This is a genomic window from Corynebacterium maris DSM 45190, assembly GCF_000442645.1.
GTDB lineage: Bacteria > Actinomycetota > Actinomycetes > Mycobacteriales > Mycobacteriaceae > Corynebacterium > Corynebacterium maris.
Map to the genome: position 1 here is coordinate 12,795 of NC_021915.1, position 13,756 is coordinate 26,550.

The following is a 13,756-nucleotide window of genomic DNA, read 5'->3' on the forward strand; positions in this document are numbered from 1 at the left end:
TGATGGCTGCACGCCGTACCTATGCCGTGAACCGTATTGCCCCGCTGTCCGCCTTCCGAGTGGGGTTGGCCATGGCGCTGGTCGGGTTCGTCGCCTGGCTCATCGCCGTCGCCGTGCTCTACGCCGGCATGTCGGCGGCGGGGATTTGGGAGTCGCTGAACTCGCTCATCGGCGACGTCGGCGGCGAAAACGCCGTCACCTTCGGCGTCGTCATGATCGCGGCGGCCCTGCTGGGGGCGGTCTTCGCCATCCTCATGGCCATCCTCGCGCCACTCGCGGCGGTCGTCTACAACGCCATCGTGGACCTGCTCGGCGGCTTCAGCGTCGACCTGGAGGAAGAGCGCGAATAGCTCCTCTCGGACAGCCCTCTGAGAGCCCCTCGGCCTAGCCCGCCAAACACATCGCCCGGACCCAGTGAAAGCCACTGTGACCGGGCGATTTGGTGGTTTCAGGGGGTGCTCTGTAATATGAATAATCGTTCCCAGGGCCTATAGCTCAGTCGGTTAGAGCGCATCGCTGATAACGATGAGGTCGCAAGTTCGATTCTTGCTAGGCCCACCAGGAACGCGGGGCATTAGCTCAATTGGTAGAGCATCTGCTTTGCAAGCAGAAGGTCAGGAGTTCGATTCTCCTATGCTCCACAACTAAAGTGGCAGGTCAGGGCCGGTTCGCAGAAATGCGGACCGGCCCTGTTCTCGTTGCACTACGCATAAGCTACGCACGGGTCGTGGGATGATGTGGAGGCGTTTCCGCCGGTCGGAAATTCATTACAGTGGACCCCGTGACTCGACTTCGACGCAGAATAGCCACCGTGACCACCGCTCTTCTCGCCGGCCTCGCGCTGACGGCATGCACCGCCGAGCTGGATCCAGCCGAGGACGCCGCAGCGCCGACCCCGGAACCCGACCCCGTGCAGACGTATCTCGCCCTCGGTGACTCCTACGCGGCGCTCGGCAGCAGGGAGTCCCCGATCACGGGCCCAGAAGTCTGCCAGCGTTCCGCCGACAACTACCCCTCGCATGTCCTGCAAGATGCTCAGGTGGAAGGACAAGACGTCAGTTGCGGCGGCGCCGTCACCGACGACGTCTTGGAGCCGTGGGCCACGGAGACGGAAGACATTCCCGCCCAGATCGACGCGCTCACCGACGACACCGACGTGGTCACGCTGTCCATCGGTGGGAACGACATCGGTTTCGGACTCATCGTCGGCTGTTTCGTCGAGGCGATCGAATCGAACCAGACCTCCGACTGCGGCACACTCCTGCAGGAGTCGACTGACGCACAATTCGCGGAGCTTCCGGCCCAGTTGGATCGCGTCTATGAGGCGATCGACGACCGTGCTCCCGACGCCCGGGTCATCGCGACCGGATATATGCCCCTGCTGGCTCCGGGCGACGAATGCGTCGAGGTCGCCGCCATCAGCCCCGCCGACCGGGAGTGGATCATCTCCCTGACCGACGAACTCAATCAGCAGGTCCGCGACGCCGCCGAGCGACACGGCGGCACTGCCGTACTGCCGGCGGGCGTAGAGAACCACACCGGGTGCGCGGAACCGGCGGAGCGGTGGGTGGATTTCTTCGGATTTGCGACCGACGCTTACCCGATGCACCCGACGTCGGCCGGGCAGAAGGCCATGGCGGACACCGTGCTGGCGGAGCTGTAGCGGTTCGCGGGGCCTAAGATCAGGGGCATGAGCAGACTGAATGATCCGCAGATACAGCCCACTTTTGTGCTTCTGGGTGGCGCCGAGCTCCCCGGGCAGCCGATCAGCGCCACCGATTACGATGCTTGGAAGGCCAACTTCGAGGGTGCGCTGTCTGGGAGCAAGCTTTTTGACGGCCTAGAGGACACGACCTTGGATCTGGTGCCCGGCAATGTGTTGTACGTGCGGTGGGCGCCGTACAACTAGCGGGGCAATTACAGCCGCTCTATACCTCGAAGTAGAGCGGCGCGTGGGCAGCGCAGCCCGGGTTGAAGGGGTGCCCGCACGATGGGCAGGCCGTGGCCCGAGAGTAGGTGTCATAGCCCATTGTGTGCCCGCAGACCCCGCACATCGCGGACGTCGGGTCATCCACGGCCATGCGCCCGAAGGGGTGGTCGGCGAGCGCGCGGTGGCAGGCGTGGCAGGCCCAGTACTCCCGGCACGTGGCGCAACGGTTGGCCACTACGTCGCGCTCGCTGCGGTAGTGCGCGCACCGACCGTGTTCGTCGATGTTCCGGCCTCTAATTTTCATGACTTTCATCATGCCAGTGTCAAAATGTGACCCATGACGCATAAAAACTCCCCGCCGTGGACTTTTCTTCCTAGTATGGAGGGAACCCCCGTGCAGCGGTAACGCTGCCCGAGCCCCTCACGGAAGGAGATCCAGTGGCTTTTCAACTGGAACAGTTCATCGCGGAGGTGGTGCGTGCGATGCCACAATTCACCGTCGCGGAGGCGGTCTCTGCGGCCACCCAACTGGCGGAGCCCGTGCAGCTTAACCGCTACGAGAACTTCGACGCCGTCGCCAAGCTGGTGTCCGGCTTGCAGCTGCGCTCCAAGGAAGAGTGGACCGGCTACGGGTACGAACCCGACCCCGGCGCCACGCCGGTGGAGGTCGGTGACCGCGTCTATTACCTCGCCACGCAGGTCAACCGGCCGGAGCATTCTCACCTGCGGCTGATGCCCTATGAGGAGGGCGTGCGCGAGGCGCAGCGGGAACTGATCACCGAGACCACGGCGGTGGACCGCTACGACGGTTTCCTGCGCATACCGAAGCGGCGCATCACCATGCTGGGCAACCTCTGGAAGATCGGCGTGGCCTTGACGTGGGATGATTCTCGTGAAGACATGCTCAGCTGGTTGACCCCCGGCACGGTGCCCTCCTCCGGCGAGCAGCCGCACCCAGAGATGACGGAGTTCGACGCCTGGTTCGTGATCCGGCTGAATCCCAACGGGGGACGGGACATCTTCCCGGAGATCGCCCGCCAGGTGGCGACGCTGACGCTGGGGGACCGGCCCGTCGTCCACGTGGAAGCCGAGGCCGTCTCCTACCTGGTGCTGGAGCGGCTGTGGGTGCCGCCGCGGCTGTACAAGAGCCACTGGTTCCGCAACTACCTCGCAGGCATCGCCCTACCGGAGGGCTTCTCGTGGACGCACGTCTTCGAGGCCGCCCAACAGGTGGAGGACGTGTTGCGTGGCGTGACGGAGCCGGTCACCGCCGAGTTCGCGGAGTGAGCCGGAGGTTGTCGATCAGTCGCACCGGCCCGACCTGGGCGGCGACGAGCGCCAGTGCCGGCCGCTGCAGCGGCCGGGTGAGGCTGTCGTCGGCAAGCGGAGCGAGCGTGCCCGGGTCGACGACTTCGAGGTAGTCCAGCGTGACGCCCTCGGCCGCGGCGAGTTCGGCACGGACCCCGGCGACGTCGGGGTCCGCGCCGTCGGCGACCCGGTCCCGCAGGGTAAACAGCGCCCGCGACAACGCCAGCGCACGTCGGCGGTCCTCCGGGCTGAGGCGCTGGTTGCGGCTGGACTCAGCGAGCCCGTCCGGGGCGCGGACGATCGGGGCGGGCACGACCTCCACGTCAAAGTCCAGGTCGGCGACCATCCGCTCGATCACCGCGACCTGTTGCGCGTCCTTCTGACCGAAGTACGCGCGGTCGGGACGGGTCAGCTGGAAGAGTTTCGCGACGACCGTGGCCACCCCGTCGAAATGGCCCGGGCGGCTCGCGCCCTCCAGGCGCTGGCCCATCGACCCGGTGCGCACCCAGATCTGTGGGGCGCCGTCCGGGTACATCTCCGCCACGGCAGGGGCGAAGACGACGTCCGCGCCCAGGCCGCGCAGAAACTCCACGTCTTCTTCCAGGTCCCGGGGATACTCGCGGTAGTCCTCGCAGTCGCCGAGATCCTCGAACTGCAGGGGGTTGACGAAGACGCTGACCACCACGACGTCGTTGTGGGCGCGGGCGAGCTCGACCAAGGAACCGTGGCCGGAGTGCAGGGCGCCCATCGTGGGCACCAGGCCGCGGGAGGCGCCGGGGAACTCGGCCAGGGCCGCACGCAGTTCGGCGGCGGTACGGGTGACGGCGACCATTACCGCGCCGTGTCCTCGTAGGACTCGGCTTCATCGGGGAAGGACCCGTCGGCGACGTCGGCGGCGTAGTTTTTGGCGGCGTCGAGCAGCTGCTCGCCCAGGTCCGCGTATTGACGCACGAAGCGGGCCGTGCGGCCGCGGTTGAGACCGAAGGCGTCCTGCCACACCAAAATCTGACCGTCGGTGCCGTCACCTGCTCCGATGCCGATGGTGACGACGTCGAGTTCAGCGGTGATCTCCGCGGCGATCTCGGCGGGCACCATCTCCAGGACCACGGCGAAAGCGCCCGCCTCCTGCACGGCGAGGGCGTCGGCGCGCAGCTTCTCCCGGCCCGCGCCGCGGCCCTGGATGACCGCGCCGCCGAGGGCGTGCTCCGATTGCGGGGTGAAACCGATGTGGCCGATGACCGGCACCCCGGCATCGACGATGCGGCGGATCGCGCCGGCGCGCTCGACGCCGCCCTCGAGCTTCACGGCCGCCACCCCGGTCTCCTGCATGAAGCGCACGGCGGTGGCCACCGCCTGCTCCTCGGAGACCTCGTAACTGCCGAAGGGAAGATCCACGCACACCAAGGCGCGCTGCGCGGCGGCGGCGACGGCCGTGGCCATGACCGCCATCTCGTCGACGGTCATCGACAAGGTCGTCTCGCGGCCGTAGACGACGTTCGCCGCCGAATCGCCGACGAGCAGCAGGTCGATGCCGGCTTCGTCGAAGATGGTCGCCGTCAGGGCGTCGTAGCTGGTCAGTGCGGAGATTCTGCGGCCTTCCGCTTTGGCCTGGGCAAAATGCCGGGTGCGGACCCGGGCAGCGTCAATTCCATTCACGAAAGCTCAGTATAGGCTCGCGCATCATGGCCTGGGGCCACTTTAATGAAGGCTTATGGAAGGCAGGGAACACCCGCATGTCGTCTCCGGGGAAACCGTCGCCCCGCTACCCTGAGAGCATGTCTGCAGCTGAACCCGCGATCGCATTGGACGGCGTGCATGTGGTGCGCCAGGGAAAAACACTTCTCGACGACGTCGCCTGGCGCGTCGACGACGGCGAACATTGGGCCATGCTCGGCCCCAACGGGGCGGGCAAGTCCACGCTGTTGTCGCTGGCCGGGGCGGTGAATTTCCCCACGTCCGGCACAGTGCGCATCCTCGGGGAGACGATGGGGGCGGTGGAGATCCGCCGCCTGCGCGAACGCATCGGACACGTCAATCCGCGGCACCCGGTCCGCTCGTCGATGACGGCCCGCGACGTGGTGCTGGCCGGGCTGACGGGAACGACCGAGCGCATGACCCGGTGGGAGCCCAGCCCCGCGGAGTCCGCGCGGGCGGATGAGCTGCTCATCGAGTTCGGACTCGACGGCACCTTGCGGTGGCCCACGATGTCGCAGGGCGAACGGGGCCGGGCGCTGATCGCGCGGGCGTTGATCGCCGATCCAGAGCTGGTGCTGTTCGACGAACCCACCACCGGCCTGGACGTGGCCGCCCGTGAACAGTTCCTGACCAGCATGGACGCCCTGCCCATGACCACCGTGACCGTCACCCACCACTTGGAGGAACTGCCGAAGACCACGACGCACGCGCTGCTGATCGCCGGTGGCCGGGTGCTGGCCGCGGGCCCCGCCGACGAGGTGCTCACCAGCGCGAACGTCAGCGCCTGCTTTGATTACCCGTTGACGGTCACGCGCGACGACGGACGGTGGGTCGCCCGTGCCACGGGTTAGTCGAAGGAATGGAAAGTGCTGCGCATCCGCTCGACGTCGGCCTCTAGGCCGGTGAACAGCCGGAACGCGTCGACGGACTGGTACAGCGCCATGTGACCGCCGTCGAGGATGCGGCAGCCGATTTCGCGGGCCCGAACGACGAGTTCCGTTTCATAGGGCAGGTACACCACGTCCGCGATCCACTGGTCGGGACGCAGCACGGCGGGGTCGAAGGCGGTGCCGGGATGGACGGGCATGCCCATCGGGGTGGCGTCGACGACGCCGTCGGCGGCGGGGATGTCCGCAGGCGTGCCGGGGACCACGACCTCGCGGCCGGCGACGGCGTTGATGGACGCCGCCAACGACGCGACGCGCGCCTCGTTGATGTCGTAGAGCACGATGCGGCTGACCCCCTGGTTGAGCAGCGCGTGTGCGGTGGCGCTGCCGGCGCCGCCCGCCCCGATCTGCACCACGGTGTTCATCGGTGCGCCGGCGAGCCCGGTGCGCAGTGCCTGGGTGAACCCGGTGACCTCCGTGTTATGCCCGGTCAGCAGACCGTCGGGGGAGACGACCACGGTGTTGGCGGCGCCGACGGCGGCCGCGGAGGGGCTGATGGCGTCGAGCAGGCCGACCACCTCCGTTTTGAAGGGGTGCGTGATGATCAAACCGTCGAAACCCAGCGCGCGGATCGCGTCGACGATCTCCGGCAGCGACTTGTTCACCAGCAGCGCATCCAGCCTGCGGCACACCGTCGGCACGCCGTGGGCCAAGCCTTCCGCCTCGTGCATGGCGGGGGTGCGGGCCCAGGACAGGTCAGTGCCGACCATCCCGAGCAACATGGTTTTCATCTAGGTATTTCCTTACACGACAACACGGGTCGCACGCCGCGACCGTGATCCCTCACCATAGGGCCGGCGTCCGGACACCGCTCGACGAAAGGGAGAGCGCACAGGAAACACCTACCTGTGGGGCAGTGGTGTCACAGGTAGGCGGGAGGGGAGGAACTACATGTTCTTCTTGTGCTTTTCCATCTCCTCGCGGGTGTCTTCCTTTTCTTCTGCGTCCGCGTCGGCGTCCGCTGGCTGAGCGGCGGACTCGCCCGCGTGGTCGTAGACGTTGCCGTCGCCGACGCGCTCACCGGAGGCCTTCTTGACGGCCTCCTCCGCGGCGGAGTGCTGCTCAGCGGAGGGGACGTCGGTGCTGGTCTGGTCGCCCGTCTCGGGGGCGTCGGCGGTGGGGTAGGTGATCTTGGAGCGGTCGGCGGCCTCGTCCACGGGCGTGTCGGCGGAGGCGTCGTCGACGGGGGTGTGATCCACGGGGACGTTGTCGACGGGTTTGGGGGTGCGGGCAGTGGCGTCCTCAGTCATGGCTTCCTCAGTGGTGGTCGAGTAAACGAGTTCGGACTGGCGCTTTCCGGAATGCTCCTCCACGCGCGGAGGAGTGTCCAGGACCGGGGACTGGCGGCGATTGGTGATCACGTAGTACACCACGCCACCGCCGGCGGCCAGCAGCGCGATCACGCCGGCGACGATACCGCCGGTGCGCAGCTTCTTCCGGCGTTCGGCGCGACGGGCGGCCTTACCGGTCATCTTGTCGGTGACCTTCTGTGCGGCCTTCTCCGCGCGCTTGGCCACTCGCTTGGAGGTCTTCTTCGGGTTGCGGCGGAACTTCTTCACGGCCTTGCCCATTTTGGTGGAGCTTTCGTCCGCGGCCTTGGAGGCCCGCAGCATCCAGTCGGAGAAGTTGCCGTCGAGGTCCTCGCGGGCGTTGGCCACCCGCAGGCGGGCGCTCTGAGCGACGGGGCCGGCGGCCAACAGCGCCCGGCGACCCTCCGCGTCGAGGGAGCGCACTCGCTCGCGCAGGTCCTGCACGTTCAGGGCGGATTGGCGCAGCTCCTCGTAATCGGAGTCGTTGCGCTCGTCGCTGCGGTCCTTGAGCTTTTCGCGCAGAGAATTCATCATCTGAAAGCTCTGCTTGAGCAGAGCGGTATTGGCGGGGAATGCCATGTTATGCACCTCAGTCCTTACAGTTCATCAGGCCGGCCACCGGCCGGAAGAGCGCGGCGGGACCGTTGATGGGTGGTCTTAACCCTAAGGCTAGTCTCGTCGGGCCGGTCGGTGGCGGAATTTTCCTCCCTCGTCGCCCTTTGTCTGCCCTCGGCGAACATTCTTCGTGGGCGGCCACCGTCGCGGGGCGCCTTCACTACACTTGACCGCATGACCACTAAGACTGCTACCGCAACTCTGCACACCAACCGCGGCGACATCGTCGTCGACCTGTACGGCAACCACGCGCCGGTCACGGTCGAGAACTTCGTCGGCCTGGCCACCGGCGAGAAGGAGTACAAGACCGAGAACGCCAAGGGTGAAAAGACCGGCCCGTTCTACGACGGCGCCGTCTTCCACCGCGTCATCGACCGTTTCATGATCCAGGGCGGCGACCCGACCGGCACCGGCCGCGGCGGCCCGGGCTACCAGTTCGCCGACGAGTTCCACCCGGAGCTGCGCTTCGACCGCCCGTACCTGCTGGCCATGGCCAACGCCGGCCCGGGCACCAACGGCTCCCAGTTCTTCATCACCGTGGCGCCGACCCCGCACCTGAACAACGCGCACACCATCTTCGGTGAGGTCACCGACGAGGCCTCGAAGAAGGTCGTCGACGAGATCGGCACCACTGAAACCGACCGCATGGACCGCCCGACCGAGCCGATCGTCATCGAGTCCATCGAGATCAAGTAGGCCTTCCTTTTACAGGCTGCGTTCCCGCGTCCACGGATCACGATCCGGGGGCGCGGTTTTTCGTTGCTCGCCCCTCCTCGACGTCAAAGAGCCTCTCACCGTGACCTTCCTGCGCACTTTCTTCCGTACCTCTCCCGCCACCGCGACGCTGATGCTGGCGTGTCTGCTGGTCTGGGCGGTGACCGTCTTTCAATCGGGGTCGGCCACCAATTCCGTCCTGGGCAGCCCACTGGCCGGATCCTGGATCCTGTGGGGCCCGCTGGTCGCCACCGAACCCCTCGGCCCGTTACGCGCCGTCGGCGCCATGTTCCTGCACCTGGATGTGGTCCACGTGGTGTTGAACATGATCTTCCTCGGCTACCTGGGGTGGGGCATGGAACGCTCGCTGGGCACCGGGGTGTTCACCACCGCCTACTTCGCGGGCGGGATCGGCGCCTCGGCCGCGGTGTTATGGATGGACCCGATCTCACCGACGGCCGGGGCCTCTGGCGCGGTCTATGCGCTGATGGCGGTGCTGGTGGCCTACATGGCACGCACCGGCGGTGACCTGCGGGCGCCGATCGTGCTCATCGCAGTAAACATCGGGTACACGGTGCTGGGCACCGGGGTGAGTTTCTGGGGTCACGTCGGCGGATTGCTCGCCGGTGCGGTGATGGCGTGGTGGGTGACCTCCCCGCGACCGCAGAGGCGATGGATCGCGGCGCTGGCCGTGCTCGCGCTGTCGGTGGGTGCGGTGCTGCTCTATGTGGCCACCTTTACTGTGACGGACCTGCCCATCAGCTGACCGTCGTTATCCACAGAGTAGTCCCCAGCGGTATCCACAACCGCCGGGGACTTTTTGCTGGCGGATGAAATGTTTTCCACACCCCGTCATTCGCCCATAATCATCCACACTGTCTATCCACATTGTGGATAACCACACTCTTGTAATTTACGAACCCCTGTGCGATCGGGTTTGTGAAAGGGGTGTGTTACCGGCTGTTTTCCGGGGTGTTTCTGCAGGAGAAACGAGTGCGGGAAAGGTGAAAGGAAAGATTCCACAGGCTGTGGAAATGGCGGTGGATAAGTAAAATCGAGAGAATTCCACAGATTACTCCACAGCCTGTGGATAACTTTTTGTTGGTATGATGTTCACAGGGTGTGTACGCTCCCGCACTGTCGTTGCGGTGCGCAGCTGCACCCGGACAGTCGAAGGGGCACAGTTGTGCCTGGCGGGGTGATGCCCTCCCTGACCCCACGCGCGACTAGGAAAATGACAACGGCCCTCACACCGTGTGGTGCGAGGGCCGGGCAGGGCGGTGGCGCTAACGCCATCCCATCGTCATCAGCAGGCCGACGATGAACAGGCCGAAGCCGATGGCGTAGTTCCAGGGGCCGAGTTCGACCATGAACTGGATCTGGGGGCCGGCGAGGTAGTTGACCACCAGCCACGCCAAGCCGGCGAGCATGAAGCCGAACATCAGCACGATGTACCACTTCGGGGTGCCGCCGCTGTTGATCTTGACCGGAGTCCGGCTCGGTGACGTGCCGCTCGACGACGGAACGGCGGAATTCTGAGTGATCTTGGCTTTAGGCATCTATATCCTTAAACACGGGGCGATTGACGGAATCGACGTGAACTTGAGGGCAATCCTAGCAGCCGCCCCGCAGGCCGCCTGGACGTCAGGGCAGCCGGGGGGCGAGCTCCGCCAGGTCGAAATCGTACAGCCGGATCGTGACATTAGCGTCGGAGCGCAATTCCTCGCCGGCGACCGGCTCGGAGACTGCGACCAGCCCTTCGTCGAGAAGCGCGCCCGTGCCCACGGGTTCGCCCACGACCAGCTGTTGGTCGCTGCCCTGCCAGCCGGCGTCGCGCAGCTCCTGCAGCGCGTCCGCCCGGTTCAGGCGAGTGACGTCCGGCATGGACATGATCATGCCGTTGGACACCTCGAGCGTCACCGTGGACCCGGGGGCGACCTGGGAGCCGGCGTCGATGACGCGCAACACCTGCCCCTCGGGCGAGGCCGAGTCGAGGTAGCTGACGTCGGCCACCAGGTTCAACGACCCGAGCGTGGCCTGCGCCTCCTCGAGCTGCATGCCGCGCAGCGACGGCACCGTGACCAGGTTCGGCCCCGCGGAGACGGTGATGCTGACCTGGGTGCCCTTCGAGATCTGCGAGCCGGCCGCCGGGTTCTGCGACAGCACCTGGCCAGCCTCGACGGAGTCGGAGCGCTCCTCGTTGACCTGCGAGTTCAGCAGCAGACCGGCCTCGTCGAGCGCCTCCTGGGCTTCCTGGGCGGTCAGGCCGGTGAGGTCGGGCACGTCAGTGATTTCCGGGCCGCTGGACACCGACAGGGTGACGGTGGTGCCGGGGCGCAGCATCGATCCGGCGGCCGGGTCGGTGCCGGTGACGAAGCCGCGCTCGACCTCGGGGCTGGGTTCCTCCTCGATCTCGACGGTGAAGCCGGCCTCCTCCAGCGCGGCGACGGCGTCGTTTTCCTGCCACCCGACGACGTCGGGCACCGCGGCCTCGTCAGAGATCGTCGTCGTACCGGGTTCGGAGCCGTTGCCGCCGGTGGTGCGGAAGAAGTCCAGGGCGAAGACGCCGAGGGCCACCACGATCAACGCCGCGAGCAGGATCGCGATCCACTTCGCCCAGTTGGTGCGGGCGGCGGGGGCGGCCTGGGCCGGGTGCGCGCCGGCGGCCGTCGTCGCGGGTTCCGCTGGAGGCGGGGTGGCGGCGGCCAGTTTCGTGGCGGCCGTGCCCGCGGCCGCTCCGGCGGCGACGGGCGGGGCCACGGTGGTGGGCGCCTCCTCGTCCGCGGGGTCCACGTGGGCGCGGGCGGCCTGGGTGACGGAACCGCGGGACAGCCGCGCCAGGTCCTCGCCCATCTCGGCGGCGGATTGGTAGCGGTCCGCCGGGTGTTTGGCCATGGCGGTGAGCGTCACCGCGTCGATGTTCAAGGCGGCGGTGGGCGAGAGCGTCTCCGCGCCGATGCGCTCGGACGGCGGCTGCGGATCCTCCTGCACGTGCTGATACGCCACGGCAAACGGGCTGTCACCCGCGAAGGGAGGTTCTCCGGTGACCATTTCGTAGAGGACGCAGCCCAGGCCGTACACGTCGGAGCGGGCGTCGGCGGATTTGCCGCGGGCCTGTTCCGGCGAGAGGTACTGGGCGGTGCCGATGACCGCGGCGGTCTGGGTCATGGCGGAGGTGGCGTCGTCAAGCGCGCGGGCGATGCCGAAGTCCATGACCTTCAGCGCGCCGGTGTTGGTGACCATGACGTTCGCCGGTTTGATGTCGCGGTGGATGATGCCGGCGTCGTGGGAGGACTGCAGCGCCGAGCACACGGGCACGAGCAGTTCCGCGGCCTCGTCGGGCGAGAGCGGGCCGTCCTCGCGGACGATGCTGCGCAGGGTGCGGCCGTAGATGATCTCCATGACGATGAACGGCACCTGGAAACCCTCGATCTCGGTTTCGCCGGTGTCGTAGATGGAGACGATGTTGGGGTGGTTCAGGCGGGCGGAGTTCTGCGCCTCCCGGCGGAAGCGTTCCCGGAAGTTGACGTCGCGGGTCAGCTCCTGTTTGAGGATCTTCACGGCGACTTCCCGGCCCAGCAGGGTGTCGTCGGCGCGGTAGACGTCCGACATGCCGCCGGTGCCGATGACGTCGCCGAGTTCATACCGGTCGTTGAGCAGTGCCATTACGCGCCCCCTTCAAAGGACTCGGGCAGTTGACCTGACTCGCCGTTCGACTCGTCGGCGGGAGGCAGTGCAGGCTGCGCGCCGTTCGTCGCGCCGCCACCGGTGCCGCCGGCGTCGTCGCCTGTGCCGTCTCCTCCATTGTTACCGGTTCCCGGGTCCGCCGGAGCCGGATCCGGCTGCGGCGGGTTCCCCGGCTGCGAGGGGCCCGGGCCCGGCGCCGGGGCCTGCGTGGTGGGCGGGCCGGCCGGTGGGGGAGCGGTCCCCGGGTCCGTCGGGCTGGGCTGCGGCTGCGGTTGCTGCGGAGCCGTCGGCTCTTGCGTCACGGTGGTCGGCTCGACCGGGGCCTGTTCCTGCGTGGGGGTGACCCATTCAGTGACGATCTCCGGCGGCATCGTCGTGGTGGCGGGGGTCGTCGTCTCTTCCGCCTGTCCGTCGAAGACGCCGCTGGCCGCCGCCCAAATGCCCGCGGCCACGGCGCCCGCCGCGGCGAGTGCAATGAGCAGGCCCACGGCGAAACCGCCGCCGGAGCGCTGCTGTTTTCGCCGGGCGATCACGGGCTGGTCCGCCGTCCGGGGACGGCCGGGTGCGGCGCCGGCGGCCCCGGCCGCGGCCGCGGCCGGGTGGATCGTCGTCGGCTGCGCCGTCTGGCCCAGCATGTGCGTGGACGCGGTCGGCGACGGTTCGGCGGCGAGTTGGTTCATCGCCGCCGACGCCGGTTGCGGCGGGCGCTGCCCGAGCCGCACGGCGGAGACGGCCAACGCCAGTTCGTTGCCGTCGGCGAAGCGGGTGGCCGGATCCTTGCGCAACGAGATGCCGATCAATTCCCGGGTGGGGGCGCTGACCGTCGTCGGCAGGGCGGGCGGGGCGTTGTTGACGTGCGCCAACGCCACGGACACGCCGCTGTCGCCGATGAAGGGGCGTTCGCCGGCGAGCATCTCGTAGCCCACCACGCCCAGGGAGTACACGTCGGAAGGGGCGCCGACCTCTTGGCCCTGCGCCTGCTCCGGGGAGACGTACTGGGCGGTGCCCACCACCATGCCGGTGCGCGTCAACGGCACCGCGGCCGCGGCCTTCGCGATGCCGAAGTCCGTGATCTTGACCTGGCCGTTCTGCGTGACCAGCAGGTTGCCGGGTTTGATGTCGCGGTGCACCAGCCCGTGGCGATGCAGGATCGACAGGCCGTGGGCGGCCTGCTCCATCACGTCGAGGGCGAGTTCCTCCGACAGCGCCTTCTCCCGCTGCAGCAGATCGGCCAGCGACTCGCCGCGCACGTACTCCATGATGAGGAAACAGAAGGTGTGGCCCGCCGGGTCCGGGGCCTCCCGGTAGTCGTAGGTGCGCACCACGTTGTCGGAGTGGATGTCCTCCGCCGCGACGGCCTCGTTGCGGAAGCGGGCCAAGAACTCGTCGTTGTTGGAAAATTCCGGGCGCAGCACTTTCACGGCGACTTCGGTGTCGCTGCGGTTGTCGTCGGCGAGCCACACGGTGGACATGCCGCCGCGGCCAATCACCCATTGCAGCGTGTAATCGTCGCCGAGCAAGCCCTGCAGCTGTTCCTTGTTTTCCATGGT

At 67.4% G+C, this 13,756-nt stretch carries 15 protein-coding genes and 2 tRNA genes; 9 read left to right on the forward strand and 8 right to left on the reverse strand.

Annotated features, from left to right (window positions below; translation table 11 throughout):
* The first annotated feature begins 2 nt into the window (after positions 1–2).
* The 5 genes from B841_RS00055 to B841_RS00075 all read left to right on the forward strand — a co-directional run bounded on the left by B841_RS00055 (position 3) and on the right by B841_RS00075 (position 1,909).
* Positions 3–350, forward strand: a complete 348-nt coding sequence (locus tag B841_RS00055) for a DUF3566 domain-containing protein (protein ID WP_020933429.1) — start codon at positions 3–5, stop codon at positions 348–350.
* Between the two features lie 134 nt (positions 351–484).
* Positions 485–561, forward strand: a tRNA-Ile gene (locus B841_RS00060).
* Positions 562–568: 7 nt separating this feature from the next.
* Positions 569–641: transfer RNA gene (locus tag B841_RS00065), tRNA-Ala, on the forward strand.
* A gap of 170 nt (positions 642–811) precedes the next feature.
* Positions 812–1,663, forward strand: a complete 852-nt coding sequence (locus B841_RS00070) for an SGNH/GDSL hydrolase family protein (protein ID WP_020933430.1) — start codon at positions 812–814, stop codon at positions 1,661–1,663.
* 27 nt (positions 1,664–1,690) lie between these two features.
* A complete protein-coding gene (locus B841_RS00075) occupies positions 1,691–1,909 on the forward strand; it encodes a hypothetical protein (RefSeq protein ID WP_020933431.1) in 219 nt (72 codons plus the stop codon).
* 19 nt (positions 1,910–1,928) lie between these two features.
* Here B841_RS00075 and B841_RS00080 read toward each other — a convergent pair whose 3' ends face one another.
* Positions 1,929–2,234, reverse strand: coding sequence for a CHY zinc finger protein (locus B841_RS00080; RefSeq protein WP_041631926.1), 306 nt, complete (start codon positions 2,232–2,234; stop codon positions 1,929–1,931).
* 134 nt (positions 2,235–2,368) lie between these two features.
* Here B841_RS00080 and B841_RS00085 point away from each other — a divergent pair, with 134 nt between their 5' ends.
* Positions 2,369–3,217, forward strand: coding sequence for a hypothetical protein (locus B841_RS00085; protein ID WP_020933433.1), 849 nt, complete (start codon positions 2,369–2,371; stop codon positions 3,215–3,217).
* Here the strand turns inward: B841_RS00085 and panC are convergent.
* On the reverse strand, positions 3,195–4,070 hold the full coding sequence (panC, locus tag B841_RS00090) for a pantoate--beta-alanine ligase (protein WP_020933434.1): 876 nt from the start codon (positions 4,068–4,070) through the stop codon (positions 3,195–3,197). The two genes, B841_RS00085 and panC, sit on opposite strands and share 23 nt — an antisense overlap.
* On the reverse strand, positions 4,070–4,894 hold the full coding sequence (panB, locus tag B841_RS00095) for a 3-methyl-2-oxobutanoate hydroxymethyltransferase (RefSeq protein WP_020933435.1): 825 nt from the start codon (positions 4,892–4,894) through the stop codon (positions 4,070–4,072). The genes panC and panB overlap by 1 nt, the downstream gene beginning before the upstream one ends.
* 119 nt (positions 4,895–5,013) lie before the next feature.
* Between panB and B841_RS00100 the strand changes: the two genes are divergently transcribed.
* Entirely contained in the window at positions 5,014–5,784 is a 771-nt protein-coding gene (locus B841_RS00100) for an ABC transporter ATP-binding protein (protein ID WP_041631660.1), read from the forward strand.
* Here the strand turns inward: B841_RS00100 and B841_RS00105 are convergent.
* Positions 5,781–6,611, reverse strand: coding sequence for a shikimate dehydrogenase (locus tag B841_RS00105; protein WP_020933437.1), 831 nt, complete (start codon positions 6,609–6,611; stop codon positions 5,781–5,783). The genes B841_RS00100 and B841_RS00105 overlap by 4 nt on opposite strands.
* 156 nt (positions 6,612–6,767) lie before the next feature.
* Complete coding sequence (locus tag B841_RS13200; protein ID WP_020933438.1) at positions 6,768–7,769, reverse strand: hypothetical protein; 1,002 nt, start codon at positions 7,767–7,769, stop codon at positions 6,768–6,770.
* A 210-nt stretch (positions 7,770–7,979) separates the two neighbouring features.
* On the opposite strand from B841_RS13200, the gene B841_RS00115 reads away from it, so the two are divergent.
* Both B841_RS00115 and B841_RS00120 read left to right on the forward strand, forming a co-directional pair.
* Positions 7,980–8,501: a peptidylprolyl isomerase gene (locus B841_RS00115; RefSeq protein WP_020933439.1), complete on the forward strand. Its 522-nt coding sequence runs from the start codon at positions 7,980–7,982 to the stop codon at positions 8,499–8,501.
* A gap of 100 nt (positions 8,502–8,601) precedes the next feature.
* Positions 8,602–9,285, forward strand: a complete 684-nt coding sequence (locus B841_RS00120; protein WP_020933440.1) for a rhomboid family intramembrane serine protease — start codon at positions 8,602–8,604, stop codon at positions 9,283–9,285.
* Positions 9,286–9,805: 520 nt separating this feature from the next.
* On the opposite strand, the gene crgA is transcribed toward B841_RS00120, so the two are convergent.
* From crgA to B841_RS00135, 3 genes are all read right to left on the reverse strand, one after another.
* Entirely contained in the window at positions 9,806–10,078 is a 273-nt protein-coding gene (gene crgA, locus B841_RS00125; RefSeq protein WP_020933441.1) for a cell division protein CrgA, read from the reverse strand.
* 85 nt (positions 10,079–10,163) lie between these two features.
* On the reverse strand, positions 10,164–12,185 hold the full coding sequence (pknB, locus tag B841_RS00130) for a Stk1 family PASTA domain-containing Ser/Thr kinase (RefSeq protein ID WP_020933442.1): 2,022 nt from the start codon (positions 12,183–12,185) through the stop codon (positions 10,164–10,166).
* Complete coding sequence (locus B841_RS00135) at positions 12,185–13,753, reverse strand: serine/threonine-protein kinase (RefSeq protein ID WP_020933443.1); 1,569 nt, start codon at positions 13,751–13,753, stop codon at positions 12,185–12,187. The genes pknB and B841_RS00135 overlap by 1 nt, the downstream gene beginning before the upstream one ends.
* Positions 13,754–13,756 lie beyond the last annotated feature (3 nt).

Coding starts and splice junctions, on each gene's coding strand:
- B841_RS00135 (WP_020933443.1), bottom strand. CDS start 13,753: ATGGAAAACAAGGAACAGCTGCAGGGCTTGCTCGGCGACGATTACACG.
- B841_RS00115 (WP_020933439.1), top strand. CDS start 7,980: ATGACCACTAAGACTGCTACCGCAACTCTGCACACCAACCGCGGCGAC.
- B841_RS00075 (WP_020933431.1), top strand. CDS start 1,691: ATGAGCAGACTGAATGATCCGCAGATACAGCCCACTTTTGTGCTTCTG.
- B841_RS13200 (WP_020933438.1), bottom strand. CDS start 7,769: ATGGCATTCCCCGCCAATACCGCTCTGCTCAAGCAGAGCTTTCAGATG.
- panC (WP_020933434.1), bottom strand. CDS start 4,070: ATGGTCGCCGTCACCCGTACCGCCGCCGAACTGCGTGCGGCCCTGGCC.
- B841_RS00055 (WP_020933429.1), top strand. CDS start 3: ATGGCTGCACGCCGTACCTATGCCGTGAACCGTATTGCCCCGCTGTCC.
- B841_RS00105 (WP_020933437.1), bottom strand. CDS start 6,611: ATGAAAACCATGTTGCTCGGGATGGTCGGCACTGACCTGTCCTGGGCC.
- crgA (WP_020933441.1), bottom strand. CDS start 10,078: ATGCCTAAAGCCAAGATCACTCAGAATTCCGCCGTTCCGTCGTCGAGC.
- B841_RS00100 (WP_041631660.1), top strand. CDS start 5,014: ATGTCTGCAGCTGAACCCGCGATCGCATTGGACGGCGTGCATGTGGTG.
- pknB (WP_020933442.1), bottom strand. CDS start 12,185: ATGGCACTGCTCAACGACCGGTATGAACTCGGCGACGTCATCGGCACC.
- B841_RS00080 (WP_041631926.1), bottom strand. CDS start 2,234: ATGAAAATTAGAGGCCGGAACATCGACGAACACGGTCGGTGCGCGCAC.